22 protein-coding genes and 1 pseudogene are annotated in these 23,839 nt (G+C 57.2%); 15 read left to right on the forward strand and 8 right to left on the reverse strand.

Features of this window, described 5'->3' with window-relative positions:
- The 3 genes from ACXJ5O_RS03205 to ACXJ5O_RS03215 form a co-directional block, all read right to left on the reverse strand.
- Window positions 1–1,024: VOC family protein (locus ACXJ5O_RS03205; protein ID WP_457298622.1), on the reverse strand; the 1,024-nt coding region annotated here is incomplete at its 3' end.
- A gap of 197 nt (window positions 1,025–1,221) precedes the next feature.
- Window positions 1,222–1,371, reverse strand: a complete 150-nt coding sequence (locus ACXJ5O_RS03210; RefSeq protein WP_112524174.1) for a DUF1127 domain-containing protein — start codon at window positions 1,369–1,371, stop codon at window positions 1,222–1,224.
- Between the two features lie 179 nt (window positions 1,372–1,550).
- Window positions 1,551–1,991 (reverse strand): low affinity iron permease family protein, encoded by a 441-nt coding sequence (locus tag ACXJ5O_RS03215; protein WP_457298623.1) that lies wholly within the window; start codon window positions 1,989–1,991, stop codon window positions 1,551–1,553.
- 435 nt (window positions 1,992–2,426) lie between these two features.
- On the opposite strand from ACXJ5O_RS03215, the gene ACXJ5O_RS03220 reads away from it, so the two are divergent.
- The 9 genes and pseudogenes from ACXJ5O_RS03220 to ACXJ5O_RS03260 all read left to right on the forward strand — a co-directional run bounded on the left by ACXJ5O_RS03220 (window position 2,427) and on the right by ACXJ5O_RS03260 (window position 13,838).
- Window positions 2,427–3,455, forward strand: a complete 1,029-nt coding sequence (locus ACXJ5O_RS03220; RefSeq protein ID WP_224510994.1) for a substrate-binding domain-containing protein — start codon at window positions 2,427–2,429, stop codon at window positions 3,453–3,455.
- A gap of 71 nt (window positions 3,456–3,526) precedes the next feature.
- Window positions 3,527–5,068, forward strand: a complete 1,542-nt coding sequence (locus ACXJ5O_RS03225) for a sugar ABC transporter ATP-binding protein (RefSeq protein ID WP_457298624.1) — start codon at window positions 3,527–3,529, stop codon at window positions 5,066–5,068.
- A 22-nt stretch (window positions 5,069–5,090) separates the two neighbouring features.
- A complete protein-coding gene (locus ACXJ5O_RS03230; RefSeq protein WP_457298625.1) occupies window positions 5,091–6,080 on the forward strand; it encodes an ABC transporter permease in 990 nt (329 codons plus the stop codon).
- A gap of 1 nt (window position 6,081) precedes the next feature.
- Window positions 6,082–7,092, forward strand: a complete 1,011-nt coding sequence (locus ACXJ5O_RS03235; RefSeq protein ID WP_457298626.1) for a sugar-binding transcriptional regulator — start codon at window positions 6,082–6,084, stop codon at window positions 7,090–7,092.
- Window positions 7,089–8,084 (forward strand): aldo/keto reductase, encoded by a 996-nt coding sequence (locus tag ACXJ5O_RS03240; protein WP_457298627.1) that lies wholly within the window; start codon window positions 7,089–7,091, stop codon window positions 8,082–8,084. The genes ACXJ5O_RS03235 and ACXJ5O_RS03240 overlap by 4 nt, the downstream gene beginning before the upstream one ends.
- Before the next feature lie 11 nt (window positions 8,085–8,095).
- Window positions 8,096–9,840 (forward strand): annotated as a pseudogene (locus ACXJ5O_RS03245) (glycerol-3-phosphate dehydrogenase/oxidase).
- Window positions 9,813–10,655, forward strand: a complete 843-nt coding sequence (locus ACXJ5O_RS03250) for a class I fructose-bisphosphate aldolase (protein ID WP_457298628.1) — start codon at window positions 9,813–9,815, stop codon at window positions 10,653–10,655. Before ACXJ5O_RS03245 ends, ACXJ5O_RS03250 begins: the two are co-directional and overlap by 28 nt.
- Window positions 10,656–10,686: 31 nt before the next feature.
- Complete coding sequence (locus ACXJ5O_RS03255) at window positions 10,687–12,216, forward strand: FGGY-family carbohydrate kinase (protein WP_457298629.1); 1,530 nt, start codon at window positions 10,687–10,689, stop codon at window positions 12,214–12,216.
- Complete coding sequence (locus ACXJ5O_RS03260) at window positions 12,213–13,838, forward strand: GMC family oxidoreductase (RefSeq protein WP_457298630.1); 1,626 nt, start codon at window positions 12,213–12,215, stop codon at window positions 13,836–13,838. The genes ACXJ5O_RS03255 and ACXJ5O_RS03260 overlap by 4 nt, the downstream gene beginning before the upstream one ends.
- 5 nt (window positions 13,839–13,843) lie before the next feature.
- On the opposite strand, the gene ACXJ5O_RS03265 is transcribed toward ACXJ5O_RS03260, so the two are convergent.
- Window positions 13,844–14,023 (reverse strand): hypothetical protein, encoded by a 180-nt coding sequence (locus ACXJ5O_RS03265; protein WP_457298640.1) that lies wholly within the window; start codon window positions 14,021–14,023, stop codon window positions 13,844–13,846.
- Here ACXJ5O_RS03265 and ACXJ5O_RS03270 point away from each other — a divergent pair.
- Window positions 13,961–14,305, forward strand: a complete 345-nt coding sequence (locus ACXJ5O_RS03270) for a DUF488 family protein, N3 subclade (protein WP_457298631.1) — start codon at window positions 13,961–13,963, stop codon at window positions 14,303–14,305. The genes ACXJ5O_RS03265 and ACXJ5O_RS03270 overlap by 63 nt on opposite strands.
- A 9-nt stretch (window positions 14,306–14,314) precedes the next feature.
- On the opposite strand, the gene ACXJ5O_RS03275 is transcribed toward ACXJ5O_RS03270, so the two are convergent.
- The 4 genes from ACXJ5O_RS03275 to ACXJ5O_RS03290 form a co-directional block, all read right to left on the reverse strand.
- Window positions 14,315–14,620 (reverse strand): hypothetical protein, encoded by a 306-nt coding sequence (locus ACXJ5O_RS03275; RefSeq protein WP_457298632.1) that lies wholly within the window; start codon window positions 14,618–14,620, stop codon window positions 14,315–14,317.
- 210 nt (window positions 14,621–14,830) lie between these two features.
- On the reverse strand, window positions 14,831–15,652 hold the full coding sequence (locus ACXJ5O_RS03280; RefSeq protein ID WP_457298633.1) for an alpha/beta hydrolase: 822 nt from the start codon (window positions 15,650–15,652) through the stop codon (window positions 14,831–14,833).
- A 16-nt stretch (window positions 15,653–15,668) separates the two neighbouring features.
- A complete protein-coding gene (locus ACXJ5O_RS03285; protein WP_457298639.1) occupies window positions 15,669–17,138 on the reverse strand; it encodes an NAD-dependent succinate-semialdehyde dehydrogenase in 1,470 nt (489 codons plus the stop codon).
- 33 nt (window positions 17,139–17,171) lie between these two features.
- Complete coding sequence (locus tag ACXJ5O_RS03290; RefSeq protein WP_457298634.1) at window positions 17,172–18,398, reverse strand: iron-containing alcohol dehydrogenase; 1,227 nt, start codon at window positions 18,396–18,398, stop codon at window positions 17,172–17,174.
- 348 nt (window positions 18,399–18,746) lie between these two features.
- On the opposite strand from ACXJ5O_RS03290, the gene ACXJ5O_RS03295 reads away from it, so the two are divergent.
- The 5 genes from ACXJ5O_RS03295 to ACXJ5O_RS03315 are packed head-to-tail and all read left to right on the forward strand — an operon-like array spanning window position 18,747 to window position 23,708.
- Window positions 18,747–19,448, forward strand: a complete 702-nt coding sequence (locus ACXJ5O_RS03295; RefSeq protein ID WP_457298635.1) for a GntR family transcriptional regulator — start codon at window positions 18,747–18,749, stop codon at window positions 19,446–19,448.
- Window positions 19,449–19,458: 10 nt separating this feature from the next.
- Window positions 19,459–21,039: a sugar ABC transporter ATP-binding protein gene (locus tag ACXJ5O_RS03300; protein ID WP_457298636.1), complete on the forward strand. Its 1,581-nt coding sequence runs from the start codon at window positions 19,459–19,461 to the stop codon at window positions 21,037–21,039.
- Window positions 21,036–22,028, forward strand: coding sequence for an ABC transporter permease (locus ACXJ5O_RS03305; protein WP_457298637.1), 993 nt, complete (start codon window positions 21,036–21,038; stop codon window positions 22,026–22,028). The genes ACXJ5O_RS03300 and ACXJ5O_RS03305 overlap by 4 nt, the downstream gene beginning before the upstream one ends.
- A gap of 58 nt (window positions 22,029–22,086) precedes the next feature.
- Window positions 22,087–23,037: a substrate-binding domain-containing protein gene (locus ACXJ5O_RS03310; protein ID WP_183664061.1), complete on the forward strand. Its 951-nt coding sequence runs from the start codon at window positions 22,087–22,089 to the stop codon at window positions 23,035–23,037.
- Between the two features lie 56 nt (window positions 23,038–23,093).
- Window positions 23,094–23,708, forward strand: a complete 615-nt coding sequence (locus ACXJ5O_RS03315; protein ID WP_457298638.1) for a DJ-1/PfpI family protein — start codon at window positions 23,094–23,096, stop codon at window positions 23,706–23,708.
- Window positions 23,709–23,839: the final 131 nt, after the last annotated feature.

The raw sequence follows: 23,839 nt of genomic DNA on the forward strand, positions 1-23,839 counted from the left end.
CTCCCGATCCATGCAGGAGGATCAGTGTTTGTCCAAAGGTGATATCCGGCATGTAGACCCGGTGAATGAACGGAAGCTCGCGATAGATGAAGCGCTCCTCTTTCGGCAAGCCAAATTGCGGCAGCACTACTTTCAGGTTTTCAGCCTCCGCAGCGAAATGCGGCGGGATGAACAGACGGGTGCCAAGCTTTTCGGGTGTTTCGTCGATCAGCATGCCGGGGCCGTCGGTGGCCATTTCGAGCAGGGTACCGCCAGGCTCGCGAACGTAGATCGAATGGAAATATTTCCGGTCATGCAGCGCCGTTGCGGTCATTCCATGCGCCACCAAGCGATCATACGTTGCCGTTACAATGGGAATGTCCGCAGCGCGAAAAGCGATATGGTCTATCGTTCCGGTTCCAGGTGCCGAGCTCCAGAAGCCCGTTGCGTCGCGAACGTCGATGCAATCGCCGCACGCCGAAACCATTCTTGTAATCGTTTCGGTTTGCCCGCCTGAAATGTAAGACAAATAATCTGCAAGGAATGTGCATGTCTCCTGCGGCTTTTCGGTCAGTATTGTCGCGCCGCGGATGTGTTTGATCGCATGAGATGCAGGAATGTCGCCACCGACCCAAAGATCGCCGGTCTTTACGGCTTGGGTTCCCACGAGCTTCACGATCACGCCATCGGGATCATGTAAACGCAGCACCGGTTCGCCGAATTCCTGTGCTGGTCCTGAGGTAGCAATGTTGAATTGCAAGGCACGTGTCAGCCAGAAGCCAATATTATCAGGGGCAATAGCGAGCGAGACTTCGCTTGGCTGCCCGTAACCAACGCGGCCCGGCGAACCATCTTCCCATACGAGAAAGGTAATCAGAGAGCCTGGATTGCCTGATGCGTCCCCATAAAGGAGATGGAGCTGGGTTGCGTCTTCATAACCGCCCGTGCGCTTTACGAGACGCAAACCGAGGAAGCCGGTATAAAAATCGACATTTGCCTGAACCTTCCGCGTGATCAGGGTGATGTGGTGGATGCCGCCTGTCATGAGTATCTCCGGCCTGTCAATATTCGACTGTTACGGGGTAGCAAGCAGGGACGCAACGCTCGGAAGAGTATTTCCAAAAAACGACACCCACTGCGGGAGGGGCGGTGGGTGCTACTTGTAAAGATCAGCTGGGAGGAGACTGATCTTTAGACCATCCGTGACTTGGGAGGAACGCCCCGGAGGTTAATCGAATTCTATTACTGAGCCGAAGCGGCTTTCCTGGCGACGAAGGAGATATCGCCGCGGGAAATGCCGAGGTCATTCAGTTCACGTGCGGACAGGCGGTTCAGTTCCGTGACAGTATCACGATAGCGGCGCCAGTTATTGTAAGAGCGGATCAGGTTCATTTCACTCACCTTGTAGGTTCTTGTTTGTTTGATCATTTTTCGATTATGCTGCTCATATAGTAGACAGCCTGCCGAACTTGCAGTGACAAGTTTGCATAGCTGCTTTGCAACGAAATGATGGATCACCTCCGTGCGAAACGTCAGGCGCTGAGGGTCGATTGGACATTCTTGCCTGCTGATCAGGCTCGGACTTTCGCCTTGGACGTTCTCGCAGGCGAGCGACGTTGAGCGGAATGGTTTGCAGTTTTTTCCGCCAACACCTTGTCAGCCTTTTTGGCAGCGGCTTCACATTGCTTGCGGAACTTCTCAACCTCTTCTTCTGTCAGATGCTCAATGCCGATAAAGGCGTTCTTAGCCTCGCTGACGCGTACCAATTCGTCGAGTTTTGCCTGAATCGCAACGCCATCGCGGTTTTGGGTGTTCTGGATAAGGAAGACCATGAGAAATGTAATGATGGTCGTGCCCGTATTGATGATCAATTGCCAGGTATCGGAAAAGCCAAAAATTGGGCCGGTCACCCCCCAAACGACAACGATCAAGCAACAGAGTATGAAGGTAAGCGGCTTGCCAGCAGCCAGTGCAACGTCGTTGGCGATCCGCGTAAACAATTTGCCAAACATGGTGTCGTCCTCCTGACAAGCAGCGAGGAGATAACTTGATGCGGCGCGAAATGTTCCATGAAGCGCTGCTAGCTACCAGGGCTGTTGGATCGGGAGACTGTGGGGAAATGGCGCGCCCGAAAGGATTCGAACCTCTGGCGATTCGTAGTCTGGGAACTCTATCGTGCAGCAGTGCGCGCCACCATGCGAAGCAGCCATCGTTTGTTTGGCTCCCTTCGACCATGGATTGTAGACGACTAAGCTCCAATTGAACCCCGGAGGACATAGTGCGTGAATTATAATTCACGCACTGAATTATATTGACAAAGATTTTCTTTTAGGCTTGATTGCTCCCGACAGCATTTCGAGGAGGATTGCTGGACTTCACAACGAATAGTGGCGGCTTGCGAGGCACCACGAAACCAATGGGAGGGGCTTCGGCCTCGAGGAGGACACTTGCGCACTTTTTTAAGCACAACTGCTATGGCAGTCCTGGTCATGGCTTATTCCGCAGCCCCCGCCAAAGCTGCCGAAGAATCGCCGTTTCGCTGCGAGCCAGGCGAAAAATACGTCATGAACGTCATGGTTTCTGGCGTTGAATACTGGTTCCCTGTCTATGAAATGTTCAAGCAGGCGGGAAAGCAGCTCGGTTGCGAAACTGCCTATACCGGAACACCGGAATATGACGTCAACAAGCAGATCGCCAGCTTCGACCAGGCACTTGCGCAGAATCCTGCCGGCATTCTCGTTCACCCGATGAACTCGGATCCATTCATAGAGCCGATCAACCGGGCGATCGGTCAGGGCACGGCAGTTGTTACATTCGCGGCCGATTCGCCGCTTTCCAAGCGAATTTCCTTCATCACGTCCGACAATATACGCGAGGGCACCTATGCTGCCGACGCCATCGCCACGAAGCTCGGAGGCAAGGGCGAATATGCCGTCCTCGAGAATCCCGGGCAGGATAACCACGACAAGCGCGTCACGGCTTTTATCGACCGTATGAAGGCAAAGTGGCCCGACATGAAGCTCGTCGGCAGAGCAGCCTCAAACCAGGATCCGACGAAGGCCTATCAGGGCTTGATGAGTATCGTTCAGGCCAATCCTAATCTCGCGGCCGTCTTCATGCCGGAGGCGAACTCGGCCATCGGCGCCGCCCAGGCCAACAAGGAAAGCGGTGGCAAGATTCTCGTCATGTGTGCGGACGTCAACGCCAACATCCTTGACATGATCAAGGCCGGTGAAGTCTTCGGCTCGATCAACCCCAATCAAGGCATGCAGGGCTACATGGGGTTCATGCTGCTCTGGCTGGCCAAGCATCCGGAACTGATCGATCCCATGAACGACGCCAAGCGTGCAGGATTCAACCCGATGAGCATTCCCTTCGTGGACAACGGGCTTTCCATTGTCACCGCCGAGAATGCGGACGATTTCTTCTGGGACAAATACCTCAAGCGTCGTGGCACCAAAGGCATTGAGGAATAAGCCATTGCAGCCGGCTATCCGGACGGCAAGTCCGGGTAGCCACCTTGCGAAGCCAGTTGGAAGAGTGAGTCATGCGAAATCCGGTTCTGAATATCCGCAACGTCACAAAACATTTCGGTGCAGTGAAGGCGCTGACGAACGTGAGCTTCTCCCTTAGCCGTGGTGAGATTCATGCGCTTTGCGGTGAGAACGGCGCCGGCAAGTCAACGCTGATGAACATCATTGCAGGTGTTCTGCAACCGGATGAGGGAGAGATTGTATTGGAAGGCAAGACGGTGAAGATCGGATCGCCTGCCGCTGCACAATCTCTAGGCCTGGGATTAGTCCACCAGGAAATCGCGCTTTGCCCGGACGCCAGCGTTGCGGAAAACATCTTCATGGCAACCACCAGCCGGCAGCGTTCCCTGCTGATGAACTACCGCAAGCTGGAACGCAAGGCACAAGACGTAATGAACCGGCTCGCGCCAATCGACGTTCGCCGCAAGGTGGGTGATCTGCCAATCTCCAGCCAACAGCTCGTGGAGATCGCCAAGGCCCTGACGCTCGACTGCCGTGTCCTCATTTTCGATGAGCCGACCGCCGCACTGACTGAAGCGGAAACGCGCATACTTTTTGAGATCATCCGCGGTTTGAAGACCAACGGGATATCGATCATTTATATCAGCCACCGCATGGCCGAGATATTCGACCTTTGCGACCGCGTGACTATTCTGCGTGACGGCCACCATGTGTCGACAGAGCCCGTTGCCGATCTTAAACCTGACGACGTTGTACGCCTTATGGTCGGGCGCGAGATCACGCAACTCTATCCACCCAAGCAACCGGCCGGGGAGCGATCACATGAGGTGGTTCTTTCGATTCGCTCCCTTGGCGACGATCACCGTTTTGATTGTGTAAACATCGAGCTTATGAAGGGCGAAATCCTTGGCATCGGTGGTCTCATTGGCTCCGGCCGCACGGAAATCGCGGAAGGGATCTGCGGCTTGCGAGCCATTACGAGCGGCGAAATCCTGGTCCATGGGAAGCCGCAGGCGATAAGAAACTATGCGGACGCGGTGAAGGCCGGCCTCGTGTACCTGTCGGAAGATCGCAAGGGCTCCGGCGTATTCCTGGACCTTTCGATCGCCCAGAATATCTCGGTTCTCAACCTGGACGCGGTTACCGGGCGCCTTGGGTTGATCGACGCCGAGGCAGAAGCAAAGCTGGCCAGCGACTTCGCCAGAAAACTGAATATTCGCATGGGCAGTGTCGATGCACCGGTGTCCTCGCTCAGCGGCGGAAACCAGCAGAAGGTTGCGATTGCCAAACAGCTCGCCGTCCAGCCCAAGGTGATAGTGATGGACGAACCGACGCGTGGCATAGATGTTGGGGCGAAGTCCGAAATCCACACGCTGCTGCGCGAACTCGCCAGCTCTGGAATTGGCATCATCGTCATTTCTTCCGAACTCCCCGAACTGCTCGGGCTGTGTGATCGGGTGATCGTCGTCCGCGAAGGCACGGTGGCTGGTGAACTGGATGCGGAAGCGATGAGTGAAGAAGCGGTTATCCGGCTCGCGTCAGGCGTCAATGCGCAAACTGCACAAAACCGGCTGGCATCAGAACATGCCGCCTGAGAAAAGTATGGGAGACGAGAAAATGCTGGCTGAGACGATGGGGACAAAGGCCGTGCGGGCCCCGTCCTGGGAAAGACTGGGCTCTATGAGGGAGGCAGGGCTGATCGCAATCATTCTCGCACTTTGCATAGCCATGAGCTTTGCATCGCCGCATTTTCTGACACTCGGAAACTTCCGCGCGATGTTGATGAGCTTCTCCGTGGAAGGCATCGTTGTCGTCGGGATGACGATCCTGCTTATTGTCGGCGGCATTGACCTTGCCGTAGGCTCCGTCGTCTGTTTCGCGATGGTCCTGTCGGGCTCGCTGTTCCTCGCGGGGCTCGATCCATGGAGTGCTTCGCTCATCGGCATTCTCGCAAGCGCGCTGATTGGCGCCGTCATGGGCTTTTTCGTCACCGTAGTCGGGCTCAATCACTTCATCACGTCGCTCGCCGGCATGGTCATCGTGCGCGGCCTGTGCCTTATCATCACGAAGGGAACGCCGCTCTCCCTCTTTACCCTGCCTCCCGCGTTCAAGGCAGTCGGGCAGGGCAGTTTCCACGGTCTCCCCTATGTCATCATCATCTTCGTCGCCGTTGTCGTGCTGTTCGACTTCCTGCTCAGGCGTGCAACGGCGCTGCGCAAGGTTTTCTATACGGGCAGTAACGAGAAAGCCGCGCTCTATTCCGGCATCAGGACAAACCATGTGAAATTCTGGGTGACCGTGCTCTGCTCGACGCTGGCGGGTTTTGCCGGCGTTATCTACATGTCGCGTTTTGGCGCTGCTACACCGACGTTCGGTGTCGGGATGGAGCTTAACATTATCGCCGCTGCGGTCATTGGCGGCGCATCGCTCAATGGCGGGTCGGGGACGATACTTGGTGCCATTCTTGGGATAGCATTGCTGTCGGTGGTGACCAGTTCTCTGGTCCTGCTCAATGTATCGGTCTATTGGCAGGACATGATAAAGGGGTGCATCCTGCTTGGTGCCGTCTCAATCGATCATTTTCTGCACAAGCGGAAGGCTTCCTGACATGACGATCGTCAGACTGAACACAAAACCGTCCTCGGCGCCCCGCGAAGAAATCGTTATTGCGCGGCAAATGCATCAGGCCTTGGTGCTGCATTTCCTGGAGGGTCTCACGCAGGCCCAGATCGCCGACCAGCTTGGAGTTTCGCAACCGACTGTGAACCGCCTGATCAAGCGTGGCCGGCAGCTTGGTCTCGTGGAGATCAAGATCAAATCCCCGGTTGAGCCTTTGATTGATCTGGAGGAGCGGTTGCTGGCGCTCGGCGGGATTAATCGGGCTGTTGTCGTACCAACGGTTTCCGACAATCCGCAGACCGCGCTTCAGGCCGTCGGCGAGGCTGCGGCGCGCTTGCTTCTCGATGAGATCGCCGATGGTGACACGATCTGCATCACCGGCGGCAAGGGCGTCAGTGCCGTGGTTGCGGGACTGCACGCACAACGTCCATTCAACGTCGAAGTTGTTCCAGCCACGGGATGCGTTCAGGGCAAGCATTACACCGACGTGAACCATGTTTCGACATCCATGGCGGACAAACTCGGCGGACGCGCCTATCAAATTCACGCGCCGCTCTTTGCCGACAGCGCTGCAGAACGTGCGATGCTGATCAACATGCGCTCGGTGGCCGATGTATTCAAACGGGCACGGGAGGCGAAGGTGGCACTTGTTGGCATCGGGTCGATCCTGACCGACGATTCAAGCTATTATGATTTGCATCCATCCTCCAGTACCGACAGGCAATCGATAGAGCAGTCCGGCGCGAGCTGCGAACTCCTGGCGCATCTGCTCGACGACCGAGGCCAGGTTTGCGGCTACAGCCTCAATGATTCTCTTGTGTCGCTGACGTTGCGGGAATTCGCCTCGATCCCAAGCAAGATCGGTGTTGCGAGCGGACCCAACAAGGCACGGCCAATCCTCAGCATCATGCGTGGCAACCATCTGGATACACTGGTTACAGATGAAGCGACTGGACAGCGTATTCTGGATATTGCGGCGGCTGAAGGAGCCATGGCATGAGCGGTGATCAATTGGTGCGTTCGATAGGCAGGTCAGGCGTGCAAGCCTCTGCGGTCGGGCTCGGAACGTGGGCCATCGGTGGCTGGATGTGGGGCGGGACGGACGAAAAGCAGTCAGTAGCGGCAATTCACGCATCGTTGGACGCGGGCGTCACTCTGATCGATACCGCACCCGCTTACGGGCTGGGGCGATCTGAGGAGATCGTGGGTAAAGCCCTTCAAGGGCGGCGGGACAAAGCGGTCATTGCCACCAAATGCGGTCTCGTCTGGCACACAAAAAAAGGCCGGCACTTTTTTGACCAGAATGAAAAGCCGGTCCATCGCTATCTTGGACGTGATGCTATTTTCCATGAGGTCGATGCCAGCCTGACCAGGCTAGGCACGGATTATATCGATCTTTACATTACCCATTGGCAGGACCCCACGACCCCGATCGAGGAAACCGTTCGGGCACTGGAAGATCTGCGCAGTTCAGGCAAGATACGGGCAATTGGAGCAAGCAATCTCAGCGCGGCCGAACTGGATGCCTACATCACAACCGGTTCTCTCGATGCTATCCAGGAAAAGTTTAGCATGATCGACCGGGAGATCGGGAAGGACCTCCTGCCTATGGCCCGGCAGAACGACGTTTCGACCTTGAGCTATTCGTCCCTGGCGCTGGGACTGCTCTCGGGAACGATCGATCCGGCCCGCACATTTTCCGGCGATGATCAGCGCAAAGACAATCCGCGTTTTTCGGTCAACAACAGGCTGAAGGCGCAAGCGTTCGCTGAAGCAATTCAGCCGGTAGCCAGCAGGCATGATGCCAGCATTGCACAGACGGTCATCGCCTGGACGCTGGCGCAGGAAGGCGTGACGTTTGCGTTGTGCGGTGCGCGTAATCCGGAGCAGGCGCTGGAGAATGCAAAAGCCGGAGCGATCCAGCTCGGCAAAGAAGACCTTTCGGCCATCGACGCGGCCATCGCAGTGAAACTTCCAGATATGGACAGGTAACGGGCTGCATCATGAATCGTGAAGAGATATTCGACGGGCTTCGCCGGAGTCCGAACGTGGACGTGTGTGTCATGGGCGGCGGCATCAACGGTATCAGTGTATTCCGTGAGCTTGCCCTTCAGGGTCTCAACGTACTGCTAGTGGAGAAGAGTGATTATTGTTCCGGTGCCAGTTCCGCCTTGTCTCGGATGGTGCATGGCGGCCTGCGTTATCTTGAAAACGGCGAGTTCAATCTGGTGAGGGAATCGCTTGTCGAGCGCGATCGGCTATTGAGAAATGCGCCGCATCTTATCGCGCCTCTGCCAACCATGGTTCCTGTTTTCGATGTCTTCTCCGGTCTTGCAAATGGCGTAGTTCGCTTCCTTGGCCTCGGCCGCAAACCCAGCCGCCGTGGCGCTATCGCTATCAAGGCAGGGCTGAGCATCTATGATTTTCTGACGCGCAAGCGTGCCCTGATGCCTCGGCATCGATTTCGCGGACGGCGGGGAACACTTGCCAAATGGCCCAAACTCAATCCGGCGATAAAGAGTTCGGCAACCTACTACGATGCATGGGTCAGGCAGCCGGAACGTATCGGAATCGAACTGCTGCAGGACGGGCTGTCCGCGGGACCGGGCGCACGTGCCCTCAACTATGCTGAGCTCCGAAGCAACAGGACCGGGGGTTTTATTGTGCAGGACCTTGTTGGCGGCACGACGACGGCTATCGAACCTGCACTCATCATCAATGCGACGGGCGGCTGGATCGATATCGCCAATGCCCGCCTGTTCTCACCGGAAACTCGGCCGGCGCCGCTGATGGGCGGAACCAAGGGCTCGCACCTGATTATCGACAATGCCGAACTCTCCAAGGCTCTCGATGGCCATATGATCTACTACGAGAATGAGGATGGCCGTGTCTGCATTCTGTTTCCCTATCTCGGCAAGGTTCTGGTTGGTTCCACCGATATTCGGATCGCTGACCCGGCAATTGTTGTCTGCACCCCGGATGAACGGGACTATATCCTGCAATCGCTCGCCTTCGTGTTGCCTGATATTCAAATCCGGCCGGAGGAAATCGTCTATCAATTCTCCGGTGTCAGGCCGCTTCCCGCCAGCAAGGACAAGTTCACCGGGCGTATCCCGCGCGATCATTTTTGCACCTTCATCGAACCTGATGGCGTTCCTGCGGTGCTATGCATGATTGGCGGCAAATGGACGACGTTTCGCTCCTTTGGAGAACTCGCTGCGGACATGGCACTAGGTCGTCTGCAGAGAACCCGCCATCTGACGACGGCAGACCGTCCCATTGGCGGCGGGCACGCTTTCCCGGCGGATACCGGAGACTGGATAGCGCGCACGTCTTCCGCAACGGGCCTTGCGCCAGCACGCATAAGTGAGCTTTTCGAACGATATGGAACAGCCGCCGCCCCGATTGCCGGCTTTATAGCCAGTGGAGCGGACGAACCCGTGCCGGTCGCCGGTTACTCCATCCGCGAGATGCTGTTTCTCATACGCCATGAATGCGTCGAACATCTCGATGATCTCCTGCTGAGACGAACAACGCTCGCTATCAGCGGACAACTGTCGCTCGATATGACGGATGTGGCCCTTGAGCTCATCGCAGATGAAAAGCACTGGTCATCGGCACTCAAGGCTGCCGAACGGTCTCGGTTCCTCGATCTTCTCGCCGTCCGCCATGGCGTCGGCCCTGAAACACTTACAGCACGCAATGAACAAGGAGTACGATATGCGAAACAACCGCAAGGTCCGGATGAACCGACTGTTCGGCAACGGGCGCTGCCTCGACGTGGCGATCGATCACGGCGTGTGCAATGAACCATCTTTCCTGGATGGTCTTGAGGATATGGAAGGTGTGGTCGGGACGCTGGTTGCCGCGGCTCCGGATGCGATCCAGATGAACTATGGCCAGGCCGATCTTCTCCAGAACGTGGCAGGCAAGGAAAAGCCGGCTCTCGTCATGCGCATCGACATGGGCAACCCCTATAACCCCGTCCGCCATCGCGACATGTGGGCTGTTCTGCAAAATCAGGCCGAGCCGCTGGTCGGTGCCATCGAACTCGACGCTGCCTGCGTGGTGGTGAACCTGTTTATGCTGCCGGATGAGCCTGACCTGTTCCGTCAGTGCATCGAGAACATCTCGCGTGTGCGTGCCGATTGCGAAAAATATGGCATGCCGTTGATGATTGAGCCGCTCGTCATGCAGCCGGTTACCGAACGCGGAGGCTATATGGTAGATGGCGACGCGGACAAGGTAGTCACGCTGACCCGGCTTGCCCGCGAGATGGGCGCCGATATCGTCAAGGCGGATCCTACCACAAATGCGGAGGATTTTCACCGGGTAGTCGAAGCAGCGCGGTGCCCGGTACTGGTGCGGGGCGGCGGAAAGGAAGATTTGCGCGCCGTCTTCGATAAATCGGCAGCCTTGATGCGGCAGGGCGCGATGGGAATGGTTTACGGCCGCAACATCTACCAGCACTCCAACCCGGGTGCCGTGGTGCGTGGACTCATGGCAATCATCCATGACGATGCCAGTGGCGAGGACGCCTACGCGCGCTATCAGCAAGGCTGAGAATGAATAAGGACCTCAGGAGGGGTTCGGAATGGGAAAATATCTTCTGGGGCTGGATGCCGGCAATACAATCATCAAGGCGGTGATCTTCGACCGGCAGGGCAACGAGATTGCCTCCGTTGCCGAGGAGGGACATAGCAGCATGCCGTGTCCAGGACATGTCGAGCGTGGGCTTGGTGAACTCTGGACAAATGCAAAACTGGTAATTCGGACATGTATCGAACAGGCGGGCATCGAGCCGGGGGAAATCGCAGCCATCGGGTGCGCGGGCCATGGCAACGGGCTCTATGCGCTTGACCGGCAGGCGCAGCCGCTGCTCGCCATCCAGTCGCTCGATACAAGGGCAGCCGGTCTTGTCGAGGAATGGCAGGCCGAGGGCGTCGGCGATCGTACATATCCCATCGGCCTGCAACGCCCTTGGCCCTCCCAGACACCAACATTGCTCGCCTGGATCAAACGCCATCGGCCGGAAACATTCGGTAGGATCGGTACGGTCTTCCTCTGCAAGGACTTTATCGTAAATCAGCTCACCGGTCAGCGCGTCAGCGAAGTTTCCGACATGGCGGGTTGCGGGCTGCTGAATGTCACTGAGCGCCGCTATGATCGTGACCTGATGGCCGCCTTCGGGCTCGGTGACTGTATGGATATGCTGCCGCCACTGATCGAAAGTGCTGACATAGCCGGAAGGGTGACGGAAGCGGCGGCGGCAGAGACAGGTCTCGCCGTGGGCACACCGGTCATAGGCGGGTTCTTCGACGTCGTCGCTTCGGCAATTGGCTCGGGCGTCACACGCACGGGGGCGGCGTCGATCATTGCCGGGACCTGGAGCATCAATCAGGTGATCATCGACCAGCCCCGATTGGAGGGGCCGGTCTTCATGTCATCGACCTTTGATCGCGATCGTTACATGGCGATCGAGTCCAGCGCTACATCTGCCGCCAATCTCGAATGGTTCGTGCGCGAATTCTTTCCAGGAACGCAGCCGGATGGACGCTCGCCGTTCGACGTGTGTTGCGAACTTGCCTCCTCGGTGCAGCCAGCGATCAATGATCCAATCTATCATCCGTTTCTCTATGGTGCGCAGCAGGACGGCAATGCGCGAGCCGCATTCTATGGAATTGCCGGCTGGCACACCAAGGGCCATTTGATCCATGCTCTGCTGGAAGGCGTTGCGTTCGGCCATCGCCAGCATATCGAAACCCTGCGGGCCGCAGGCGCCGGGTTCGACGAAGCAGTGCTTTCGGGAGGTGGTTCGCGCAGCCTGCTCTGGCCGCAGATTTTCGCGGATGTGCTGGGAGTACCCGTCACGGTTGCCCGCTCGAGTCAAACGGGCGCCCTAGGAGCGGCGATCGCCGCAGGAACTGCCGTCGGCATGTTTGCCGATTTCGAGGCTGGCGCCGCGGCAATGGTTTCAACTGACCGCCACTACAGGCCGGACGCAACGCGCTCGGCCCACTATGACTACCGCTACCGGCTCTACCTGGATATCGCCGATGCAATGGCGCCGATCTGGCGGCGCATGGCAGGAAGCGGAGCGTCCGCAACGGAGGTGGCAGCGTGAACCCGCATGCCCATGAAGCCGCGCTCGACGAGGGCGTCTATGACTTCATCATCATAGGGGCGGGATCGGCGGGCTGCGTCCTTGCCAACCGGCTGTCGGCGAACCCAAAAAATCGCGTACTCCTGCTCGAGGCTGGAGGCAGCGATCGCTACCACTGGATTCATGTGCCGATCGGTTATCTCTTCTGCATGGGTAACCCCCGCACCGACTGGATGATGAAGACGGCGGTGGAATCGGGCCTCAACGGCCGCTCCTTGCCCTATCCCCGCGGCAAGGTCCTCGGCGGATGTTCTTCGATCAACGGAATGATCTACATGCGTGGGCAAGCCGCCGATTACGACAATTGGCGGCAGGCAGGTAATACCGGCTGGGGCTGGGATGATGTCCTGCCGTATTTTCTGAAATCCGAAGACAATTATCGCGGGCGCACTTCCATGCATGGTGCGGGCGGGGAGTGGCGCGTGGAGCGGCAGCGACTTTCGTGGCCCATCCTCGATGCTTTTCGGGATGCCGCGGAAGAACTAGGCATTCCCAAGACCGATGATTTTAATGCGGGTGACAATGAGGGCTCGGGCTATTTCGAGGTGAATCAACGCGGCGGGTTCCGCTGGAATACGACCAAGGCGTTTCTGCGCCCGGCTCTCAAGCGGCACAACCTTCGCGTTGTCACCGGAGCCGAGGTTGAACGCCTAGAGTTCGATGGCAAGCGCGCGGCACGTGTCCGCTATGGCCTTCGGGGCAAAGCCCGCGTTGCAGCTGCCGCGGGAGAAATCATCCTTTCGGCAGGAGCAATCAACTCGCCCAAAATCCTCGAACTTTCGGGGATTGGCGACCCCGCAATCCTATCTCGCGCAGAAATCGAACCACTTCATCAACTTCACGGCGTCGGTGGCAACCTTCAGGACCACCTGCAAATTCGCACGGTGTTCCGCGTCGAAGGTGCGAAGACGCTGAACCAGCTCTACCACAATCTTATTTCGCGCGCCGGGATGGGATTGGAGTATCTTTTCCGCCAATCCGGACCACTTTCGATGGCACCGAGCCAGCTCGGCATTTTTGCGAAGAGCGATCCGGCATTGATGACACCCGATCTTGAATATCACGTCCAGCCGCTCAGCACCGATCGCCTTGGCGAGCCCTTGCACCACTACCCTGCCGTCACTGTTTCGGTTTGCAATCTGCGTCCGGAAAGCCGGGGGACCGTGCATATTTCCGGGCCGGAGACGAGTGTTGCGCCGGACATCCGGCCGAATTACCTCTCGACGATCGGCGACAGACTGCTTGCCGCCAGGTCCATCCGTCACGCCCGCAATCTCATGGCGGCAAAGGCCGTCATGAAGTACCGGCCGGAAGAGATGCTTCCCGGCCGTAGATATCAGAGCGATGAGGAACTGATCCAGCGTGCAGGCGACATCGCAACAACGATCTTTCATCCGGTCGGAACCTGCAGAATGGGCAACGACAATCTAGCTGTGGTCGATAATAGCCTTAAGGTCCGCGGGCTGGAAAAACTACGTGTAGTGGATGCTTCAATAATGCCAGCCATAGTCTCAGGGAATACAAACTCCCCCGTCATCATGATCGCGGAAAAAGCTGCCGATCTCATTCTTCAGGGTAACTGACAACATTACCTAGTCGCAATGAAAGACTTCGGCTGGCGGACGGACACGGTGGTTTCTCCAATATCGAGCGCGAGTGCGAGTTCGATCTTCTGCTCTGGAAATGACCGATCCGCGCCGACAACGTGAAACTCAAGCGCTCCTATGAAGCGGCCGCCGCCGAAGACGGTACCCGGGTTCCCGTCCATCGTCTCTGGCCACGAGGCGTTTCGAAGAAAGATGCGGCGCTGACTCTGGGGATGAAAGAGATCGCATCCAGCACGAGCTCCGCAAATGGTACGGTCATGATCCTGATCGCTGGAACGAGATTCGCAAACAACGCCACGCAAGTTCGCTTCCTGCGTAAGATACTGAGAAACAGTCGGACGGCCTCTTCTCGGCTGAAAATTTTAGCACTTCATAGTTTGTCGCCCAAGCGGTTCATTGCGCCGGGCCATTTCACGCAACACGGCATCGTCCGTTTTTGCTGATGCGAGTTCTTAAATCCCTGAACCGTCCAGCTGCTCGGCGTCTTCGCCTTCCCAGGGTGTGGGCATAGAAGTACGATTAAGATCGGCCGAGGGCATCGGCATCCAGCACTTCAATTCTGGCTCGGCATATTCGACGACCCTACCCGGTGAGGAATCAGAGGCGCGCCAGCCTTCGGCACCGAATTGGTCACCATTCGACCAATAGGCGAGGTCGACTTCTGCCTGCCCCCGTTCGGACGAACGAATCGTTACGAGGATTCGACTACCGTCTTTCGGCGCGCTCGCCATGTGGCGCCAGCGGTCTGGCTCATCCATCGTTTTTTCCTCTTGACTTGCTGCGGGTTGCAAGTGTCGCCTCGCCATTGAAAACGGTCAACTCAAACTTTTTCACAGGGCGATGCCAGATCCTAAGCGAGCTCGCATCAATACTTGCTTGTCCGACATCGTTAGAAGACAATGAGTTTGGCTTCCGCTGCGTGTATTTGAGCTCAACCGTCTTCGAGCCGCCTGATCACCACATATAGCTCACGAATGTCTTTCGATGAGTTCGCTCAAAAGCCGGCCGGTTACGGTCTCGTGGCGGCCGAGGTCGCGGACGCTGCTCATATGATTAGCCTTTACGATTGTTTCCCTGGAAACGTTCAATCCCTGTCGCTGTAAAGAGGCCGTGAAGGCATCCGCCTGCTGATGAAACGGTGGTGTTTCATCGCTGCCCACGGCAACAACCAAGTTTGTGTGTATGTCATGAGAATGCGACAAAGGCGAGAAGGCGGCGACTTCGTGGTCGGTAAGGCCGATTTCCGCCTGAAGAAAAGATTGCTGCAGTGGTTTCAGATCGTAGATACCGCCAAGCAGCAGGGCCGCCGCAATGCCAGAACTCTCGGCCTGCTTTTGGAACAGAAAGCTTGCGAGGTGTGCGCCAGCGGAATGGCCGCTTATAGTCAACCGCGATGCATCGCCCCCGTATCGCGAGATATGGTCGCGCACCCACTGCCTGGCTCGCCGAACCTGATCGACCAGCACGTCTAACCTTACATGCGGCATCAATGCGTAGTCTAGGATGACGGCAACGGCACCCGCGCGGGTGATGGTATCGGCGACGTAGGAATAGTCTCGCTTGGAAAACATCCGCCAGTAGCCACCGTGGATGAACATATGTACCGGCCGAGCTTGCCGAGGTCCTTCCGGAAAGAAGATGTCCAGGGTTTCGCTTTCGTTGCTTCCGTAGGCGATATCTGCCAGCATCGGCAGTGTATGGCGGGTGGCAGAACTTGCGGCGACGATCTCTGCGACGATCGTGTCGAAGTCCTCCACATGAGCGCGGATGCGAAACGGGTCGGTTTCCAATGATCGTTCCACCGCTCTAAAAACTCGCTGCAATATATTTGGCTTCCATGAATTCAGCAATGCCGTGGTGTTGACCGCCCTCGCGGCCAAGCCCACTTTGCTTGACGCCGCCGAACGGTGCGGCTGGGTCAGATACCAACCCCCGGTTCAAGGCGATCATGCCGGCTTCAAGGCGGGACGAAACACGTAACCCCCGGGCAATGTCTCGGGTGTAGACGTATGCTGCAAGTCCGTATTCGGTATCGTTAGCCTGAATTATTGCCTCTTTCTCCGTTTCAAAACGGTAGAGAGGCGCGACGGGGCCGAAGATCTCTTCATGGGCCATTTGCGCGTCGGCCGGAACGTCCGCGAGCACCGTTGGCGGGTAGAAGAAACCGGTGCGTATGGGCGTCTCCCCGCCGCAGAGGACGCGCGCCCCTCTGCCCTTTGCGTCATTGACCAGTCGGTCGATCTTCTCCACCGCCTTTTGCGTAATCATTGGACCACATTCGGTCAGCGGATCGATCCCTGCGCCGACATTGAGCGCTTCCATCCGCTTTGTGAGCGCCTCTGCAAATGCGTTGTAGATGCCGGACTGGACATAAAGTCGGTTCGCTGCGGTACATGCCTCGCCGGCATTGCGCATCTTCGCGACCATCGCGCCATCGATTGCAGCGTCCAGGTCGGCGTCGTCAAACACAATGAACGGTGCGTTGCCACCGAGTTCCATCGAGCAAGAGACGACGTGCTTGGCCGCTTCTGCAAGGAGGAGACGTCCGACACCAGTCGACCCTGTAAATGAGAGTTTCCTTACGCGCGGATCCGCAAGAACCGCAGCACCAAATGGGGACGGCTCGCTAGTCGTCAGGACGTTGATGACACCTGGCGGAACGCCGGCTTCGTCGTAAATGGAAGCGAGCGCGTAGGCCGTCAGGGGCGTCTCGCTGGCGGGCTTCAGGATCACAGTGCAACCCGCCGCCAATGCTGGCGCGATCTTGCGTGTTGCCATCGCTGCGGGAAAATTCCACGGAGTGATCAACAGGCATATGCCTATTGGTTGATAATCCACGATGATCCGGTTCGCACCGGATGGCGCGATACCGAACTCGCCAGTGATGCGCACGGCCTCCTCGGCATTCCAGCGAAAGAATTCGGCCGCGTAGGAAACTTCACTGCGCGCATCACGTAGAGCCTTGCCATTCTCCATGGAAATCAGGGTCGCCAGTTTCTCGGCGCGCTCTGTCATCAGTTCAAAACAGCGACGCAGGATCTCGGATCGTTTTCGGGGCGAAGTCGCGCTCCACGCCGGGGCGGCAGCGGACGCCGCATCGACGCTTGCGCGAGCATCCTCGACGGTGGCGTCGGGAACCGTTGCAAGGACGGTTCCGGTGGAAGGATCGATAACGTCGATCTCACGTCCATTCTGCGCAGGTCGCCAAGCTCCATCGATATAAAGGCCGCGAGCGGCAGCCTGAATGTTTGGCAGTTGGCGATCGGGCTGAGGCATCTGTTGTGCAGGGGTCATTTCAATCCTCGGGGTTTAGACTGCTGAAGCGGCTAAGTCGCCGTCGTAGGCTGCTTGAATGAGACGCTTCATCGCATCGAGATCAAACGATCTCGGATTATTTTTGATCAATCTGTCGATGCCAAGCGCCTGCTCTGCGGTCCACTCAAGCTTGTCGGCGGACAGCCCGAGTTCCGCGAGCGTTCCAGTAATGCCGATAGCGGCAAAGAGCCTGCGGATCTCTTCAATTGCGGCCTTTGCCATTCTTTCGGTAGCCTCCTCCCATGGCCCGAGGCCAAGGGCAGAACCGATCTGCGCCATTTCAGCCGCTGAGACGGATCGGTTGTAGTTCATCACATAGGGCATCATAGTCGCGACACCGAGCCCATGGGCGGTATGGGTCAAGGCGCCCGCCGGGTATTGAATGGCGTGGGCAGCTGCGGTCCCTGCGGTGCCAAATGCACAGCCTGCCGCTAATGCTCCCATCATCACATCGGCTCTGGCATTTTCGTCAGAGCCGTCCCTGTAAGCCGCTTCCAGACTGCGGCCGAGAAGGGTGATGGCGAGCAAAGCGAAATGATCCGTCAGTGCGCTCTTGCCGATGAAGACGTGGTTTTGCGCCAAGTCGGGATCGGCACCGCGTCGTTTCGCAGTGAAGGCCTCGATCGCATGTGTGAGGGCATCGGCGCCAGCGATGGCGGTCAGTCCCGGTGGACACGACATTGTAAGCTCCGGATCGCAGATGGCCGCTGCTGCAATCAGATACGGACTGGATATGCCGACCTTCAGCGTCCTGTCGGGGTCGGAGATCACCGCGACCGGTGTGACTTCAGAGCCGGTTCCCGCCGTCGTCGGAACGGCGATGACTGGTAGCGTCGAGCCCGGAACCTTGAACTCCCCGTAATAGTCCTGAAGGCTGCCGCCGTGGCTTAAAAGAAGCGCGGCACATTTTGCCATGTCCAGGCAACTCCCGCCGCCAATGCCGATCACCATATCTGGCGCGAAAGATTGCGCTTCCTCCACGCAAACGGCGACAGAATCGCGCGGAACGTCCGGAAGGACCCGGTCGTGCACCATGATTTCAATTGACGCATTCCTTAGGGCGGCCAAGATCTCGCTGAACACCGGGGTTCCTGCGAACCGCTCATCCGTGCATATCAGCGCCCGCCTGCCAAGTCGCGCAGCGACGGTGGGCAAAGCGTGGCGCTGTCCCTTGCCGAACAGGATTTCTTTTGGAAGCCGGATGGCGGCAAAGAGGGTCATCGTCAATGTCCTTTGGCAGAGAATTTATCGAAAGATTAGGCGCGAAATTGTCTCCCACGCGGGTCTGAATTGCATCGACCTTCTCGCGTTGTGCGACGGCTTGGTCTCCAGCATTGGGCGATTTGAACCAGCGGTGAATCCCAGGTCCGCAACACGCAGATACGCTGGATCCGATCTCGCTCAACACACAATGAGTCGTTGCTTACAAAGGTGTGTCCTCCCGAAACTTTGAGGGGCAATAAACCCATATTTTCCACCGCAAAGGCTCCCGATATAAAATCCTATAGGATATAGTATTGCACATCGTTCAGCATCGTGTTAGCAACTGGTCATGTCAAGAGGCAAAAAATGCAAAACCGAAATTCAATAAATCTAACCGATGCGCCAGATCCGAGTGGGTTTATTCAGCGTGCCAACAGCCTATCGGGTAGCGTTTACGACGCTATCTTCGCCCAGTTGATGTCCTTGAAAATAGCGCCTGGGTCGCGCATTACAGTCGACAATCTTGTTAGAGAGTTGAATGTTTCGCAAACACCGATCCGGGAAGCGCTTGGCCGCCTCGAAGGTGAGGGATTGGTCGTAAAGACCCATTTGATTGGATACAGCGCGGCGCCACAAATCGCCAGGCGGCGGTTTGACGAGCTCTACCAACTCCGCCTTCTCCTTGAACCGGACAGTGCTGCGCGGGCCGCCGCCGCGATGGATGAGGAAAAGCTTGCTGCTCTTCAGACGGCCGCGGGTATGATGGGACGTCGCGAAGACACCGACGAGCGGCTTCGCTACTCCACGTTCGCAAGGCAAGACGCTTTATTCCATGACAAGATTATGGAAATTGCCGGAAACGAGCTCATCCGGGAGACGCTCAACCACCAGCACACGCACTTCCATATCTTCCGCTTGATGTTTCATTCCCGCGTGACAGAGGAAGCGCTGGACGAACACGAAGCCTTGCTCGCCGCATTCGCGGCAGGTAACGCCGCCGGTGCCGAGAGCGCGATGCGGATCCACCTCGAGCGTTCGCGTGACCGGCTGCTACCGGCATTCGAGTAAGGACCGGAAGATGTCCAGTGTCTTAAGCATCGAAAGAGAGGGGGAGAGGGTTGTGGCGCAAAAAGCCGATCCCCTTCGCCACTCTCTCCTGCGCGCCGAGGGTGTCTCCAAACAATACGGACCGGTCACGGTGTTGTCCGACGTTACGCTCGATATCTTGCCGGGCGAGATCCATGCCATCATCGGCGAAAACGGAGCGGGCAAATCGACGTTCATGCGGCTTTTGTCAGGCTATATCGAGCCGACCGCCGGAACACTGGCGCTTAATGGCCAGCATGTTCGGTTTGCCAAGCCGGAGCAGGCTCAAGATGCCGGCATTGCTCTTGTCCACCAAGAAATTTTGCTGGCCGAAGCGCTGACTGTTGCGGAAAATCTGTTTCTTGGCCGCGAGTTGACGCGAAATGGCGTCGTAGATGACCGGACGATGCGGCGTCTTGCGACGGAAAAACTTGCCGAACTCGGTTGTCTGGTGTCACCGAACGCACTCGTGCGAAACATCGCGCCGGCGGATCGACAACTTGTCCAGATTGCACGCGCGCTTCTGGACGACTACAGGATCGTCATCTTCGACGAGCCGACCGCTGTCCTCACGGGGGAAGAGGTCGAAAGACTGCTTGCCATTATTCTGCAGCTGAAGGAACAGGGCGCAGCAGTCCTATACATCAGCCATCGTCTCGATGAGGTGCAGCGGCTGGCCGACAAGGTGACGGTTCTGCGTGACGGCAAAAAGATTGGGACCTATCCCGGCCGAACTCTCAGCCAGATGGATATGGCGCGCCTTATGGTCGGCCGAGATCTCGCTGCCCTCTATCCAGAAAAGCGCACCAAAGCCGCTGGCGAGGCGATGTTAACGGTGCGTGACCTTTCTGTTCCAGGGTTCGCCAAAAACATCTCGTTCCAGGCTCACAAATCAGAGATTCTCGGTTTCGCCGGAATGATCGGCGCTGGCCGCACCGAGCTCTTCGAGGGCATCATGGGGCTGCGTCCGGCAATCGGCACCGTCGAACTTGAAGGCAAGCCGATCAATATCCGTTCGCCTCGTGCGGTGCTCGATGCCGGTATTGGTTACCTCACGGAGGACCGCAAGGGGAAAGGTCTTTTGCTTCACGAACGGCTGGCGCCCAATCTGACGCTTTCGGCACTAACCCGCTTTCACCCGGGCATTTTCCTGCGGCGATCGCGTGAGCAGGATGCCTTGAGGGCCGCGGTCGAACAGTATGACATCCGGCTTAAGAGCTTCGGAGTGAAGGCCGGACAGCTTTCCGGCGGCAACCAGCAGAAACTGCTGCTTGCCAAGGTCCTGCTCATCACTCCATCCGTCGTTGTCATCGACGAACCGACGCGGGGTATTGATATCGCCAACAAGGCCCAGATCTACGCCTTCATTCAAAGCCTAGTGGCTGAAGGGAAGGCGTGCATCGTCATCTCCTCGGAAATGCAGGAGTTGATCGGTATCTGCGATCGGATCCTGGTGATGCGGGAAGGGCGCCTAAGAGGAGAGGTCTCGGGCGACGCTATGACGGAACATAATGTAGCGCTTCTGGCGACAAGCGACGCCGCGGCCGACGGCAACGTGGGAGGAAGAAAATGACAATTATAGCGAGTTCGACGGCGATCCGGCCTGAACGGGAATGGAATATCGGCTGGACAGATGTGGGCCCCTTTGTCGCTCTCGTCGTGCTGATGCTGATCGGGTTTCTGATCAATCCGGATTTTCTCTCGGCAATAAACCTCGGCAACGTTGTCACGCGAAGCGCTTTCATTGCTATTATCGCTGTTGGGGCGACATTCGTGATCTCATCTGGAGGATTGGATCTTTCGGTCGGATCGATGGCCGCCTTCATTACCGGGATAACCATCCTGTTCATGAACAGGATGGCACCGGAATGGGGCGTATTGGCAATCCCGGCCGGAATGACGGTGGCAATTGTCGTCGGCCTTCTTTGTGGCCTGATGAACGGCCTGATAGTTACAATCGGCAAGATCGAGCCATTCATTGCTACGCTCGGCACGATGGGCATCTTCAGGGCGCTGATCACCTACTTGTCCGACGGGGGCTCAATCCCTATCGATCGCAGCCTTCGCGACGCCTATCGCCCCGTTTACTTTGGCACGTTTGCAGGGATACCGCTGCCGATCATCATCTCGGTGGCAGTCGCCGCAGTCGCCTCCTTCATTCTTTACAAGATGAAGTACGGAAGAAAATGCGCGGCTGTAGGGGCTAACGAGGATGTCGCGCGCTACTCAGGCATTTCGATAATCAAGACACGCACTATCGCATACGCCATTCAGGGCACATGCGTCGCTGTCGCCGCAATATGCTATGTGCCTCGCCTCGGCGCGGCAACGCCGACCACGGGGGTACTTTGGGAGCTGCAGGTTATCACCGCGGTTGTTATCGGCGGAACGGCTCTCCGTGGAGGCAAGGGCCATGTTTGGGGGACGGTCGCTGGCGCCGTCATCCTGGAGCTCATTGCCAACTTGATGGTGTTGTCCGACTTCGTCTCGGAATATCTCGTGGCGGGTGTCCAAGGGGTCATCATCATCATCGCCATGCTTATCCAACGGTTTTCGAAATAATCCGCGTCTGGACCGCGCGGGTTCCTAATTGTTGAGTCCAAATTTCTGGGAGGAAAGAATGTCTACTACGAAATGGATTGCGGCTGCCGCCGTGGGTGCACTACTGATCGCTGGCCAGGCGCTGGCTGCCGACAAGAAGGTTGTTGCGGTATCGATACCAGCAGCCGACCACGGCTGGACGGCCGGCATCGTCTATCATGCACAGGCTGCCGCCAAGGAAATCAACGCCGCCTTTCCGAATGTTGAAGTCATCGTGAAGACTTCACCATCAGCGTCGGCTCAGGTGAGCGCCTTGGAGGATCTCTCGGCAGGGCGTAAGCTCGACGCGCTGGTGATTTTGCCATATACCTCTGAGGAACTGACGACGCCCGTCAAGGCTGTCAAGGACGCGGGCACTTTCATCACCGTCGTCGACCGAGGTTTGAATGACTCGTCAATCCAGGACCTGTACCTTGCCGGTGACAACATCGCCGTGGGACGAAACACCGCAAAGTTCCTGATCGACAGACTTGAAGGTAAGGGCAATCTCGTCGTCCTGCGTGGTATCCCTACCGTCATCGATGACGAACGCATCAAGGGCTTCCAAGATGCGATCCAAGGCACCGATCTGAAGGTATTGGATATACAGTATGCAAACTGGAACAGCGATGAAGCCTTCAAATTAATGCAGGACTATCTCGCAAAGTATCCACAGATTGATGCGGTGTGGGCCAATGACGACGACATGCTTCTTGGCGTGCTCGAAGCCGTGAAACAATCGGGGCGCAAGGATATCAAACTGGCGCTCGGGGGTAACGGCATGAAGGACATCGTCAAGAAGGTCATCGACGGCGATGCCATGACACCCGTAGAAACACCTTATCCACCGGCCATGATCAAGACGGCAATCTACATGACTGTCGCCAACATCGTCGGCCAGGCGCCTGTGCGCGGAACGGTAAAACTCGATGCGCCGCTGATCACCCAGGAGAACGCGAAGGAGTATTACTTTCCGGATTCACCGTTCTGAACATTTCACTAACGAGGCGGCGCACGCCGCCTCAACCCATCCAAGAGGAGCAAATCATGCCAGGCAAGAAGATACTGATGCTGACCGGTGAGTTCACCGAGGAATATGAAATTTTCGTCTATCAGCAGGCGATGGAAGCTGTCGGACACACGGTGCATGTAATCTGCCCCGACAAGAAAGCTGGCGACCTGATCAAGACATCACTGCACGATTTCGAAGGAGATCAGACCTATACCGAAAAGCTCGGTCACCTCTTCACTATCAACAAGACTTTCTCGGAGGCCGAGGCGCAGCTTGACCAATACCATGCCGTCTACGCTGCAGGCGGGCGCGGCCCTGAATATATCCGGACCGACAAGCGCGTGCAGGCGATCGTCCGGCACTTTCATGATAAGCAGAAACCAATCTTTACGATTTGCCACGGCGTGCAGATTCTTATTGCGGTCGATGGCGTCGTACGCGGTAAAAAAGTAGGCGCGCTGGGCGCTTGCGAGCCGGAGGTAACGCTTGCAGGCGGCACTTACGTCGATCTGTCGCCGACAGAAGCCTATGTTGATGGCACGATGGTGTCCGCCAAGGGTTGGACCGCACTGGCAGCCTTTATCAGGGAATGCCTCAAAGTGCTGGGAACGGAAATCCACCACAGCGAAGACATTGCGAAAGCTGCGTGACAGCTTGCTGGAATTCACAAGGAACAGCGGATGGCCATCCAAAATGGGAGGCCATCCGGCCCCTTGTTTGACACTGTTTTGAACAGCTAGGGTTTTTCCATTAGTATTCGACAAGGCTTATTGCCTCACTC

This window comes from Phyllobacterium sp. P5_D12 (genome assembly GCF_054049495.1).

Coding starts and splice junctions, on each gene's coding strand:
- ACXJ5O_RS03210 (WP_112524174.1), bottom strand. CDS start 1,371: ATGAACCTGATCCGCTCTTACAATAACTGGCGCCGCTATCGTGATACT.
- ACXJ5O_RS03215 (WP_457298623.1), bottom strand. CDS start 1,991: ATGTTTGGCAAATTGTTTACGCGGATCGCCAACGACGTTGCACTGGCT.
- ACXJ5O_RS03225 (WP_457298624.1), top strand. CDS start 3,527: ATGCGAAATCCGGTTCTGAATATCCGCAACGTCACAAAACATTTCGGT.
- ACXJ5O_RS03230 (WP_457298625.1), top strand. CDS start 5,091: ATGCTGGCTGAGACGATGGGGACAAAGGCCGTGCGGGCCCCGTCCTGG.
- ACXJ5O_RS03235 (WP_457298626.1), top strand. CDS start 6,082: ATGACGATCGTCAGACTGAACACAAAACCGTCCTCGGCGCCCCGCGAA.
- ACXJ5O_RS03240 (WP_457298627.1), top strand. CDS start 7,089: ATGAGCGGTGATCAATTGGTGCGTTCGATAGGCAGGTCAGGCGTGCAA.
- ACXJ5O_RS03250 (WP_457298628.1), top strand. CDS start 9,813: ATGCGAAACAACCGCAAGGTCCGGATGAACCGACTGTTCGGCAACGGG.
- ACXJ5O_RS03255 (WP_457298629.1), top strand. CDS start 10,687: ATGGGAAAATATCTTCTGGGGCTGGATGCCGGCAATACAATCATCAAG.
- ACXJ5O_RS03265 (WP_457298640.1), bottom strand. CDS start 14,023: ATGGACGGGAACCCGGGTACCGTCTTCGGCGGCGGCCGCTTCATAGGA.
- ACXJ5O_RS03275 (WP_457298632.1), bottom strand. CDS start 14,620: ATGGATGAGCCAGACCGCTGGCGCCACATGGCGAGCGCGCCGAAAGAC.
- ACXJ5O_RS03285 (WP_457298639.1), bottom strand. CDS start 17,138: ATGCCTCAGCCCGATCGCCAACTGCCAAACATTCAGGCTGCCGCTCGC.
- ACXJ5O_RS03290 (WP_457298634.1), bottom strand. CDS start 18,398: ATGACCCTCTTTGCCGCCATCCGGCTTCCAAAAGAAATCCTGTTCGGC.
- ACXJ5O_RS03295 (WP_457298635.1), top strand. CDS start 18,747: ATGCAAAACCGAAATTCAATAAATCTAACCGATGCGCCAGATCCGAGT.
- ACXJ5O_RS03300 (WP_457298636.1), top strand. CDS start 19,459: ATGTCCAGTGTCTTAAGCATCGAAAGAGAGGGGGAGAGGGTTGTGGCG.
- ACXJ5O_RS03305 (WP_457298637.1), top strand. CDS start 21,036: ATGACAATTATAGCGAGTTCGACGGCGATCCGGCCTGAACGGGAATGG.
- ACXJ5O_RS03310 (WP_183664061.1), top strand. CDS start 22,087: ATGTCTACTACGAAATGGATTGCGGCTGCCGCCGTGGGTGCACTACTG.
- ACXJ5O_RS03315 (WP_457298638.1), top strand. CDS start 23,094: ATGCCAGGCAAGAAGATACTGATGCTGACCGGTGAGTTCACCGAGGAA.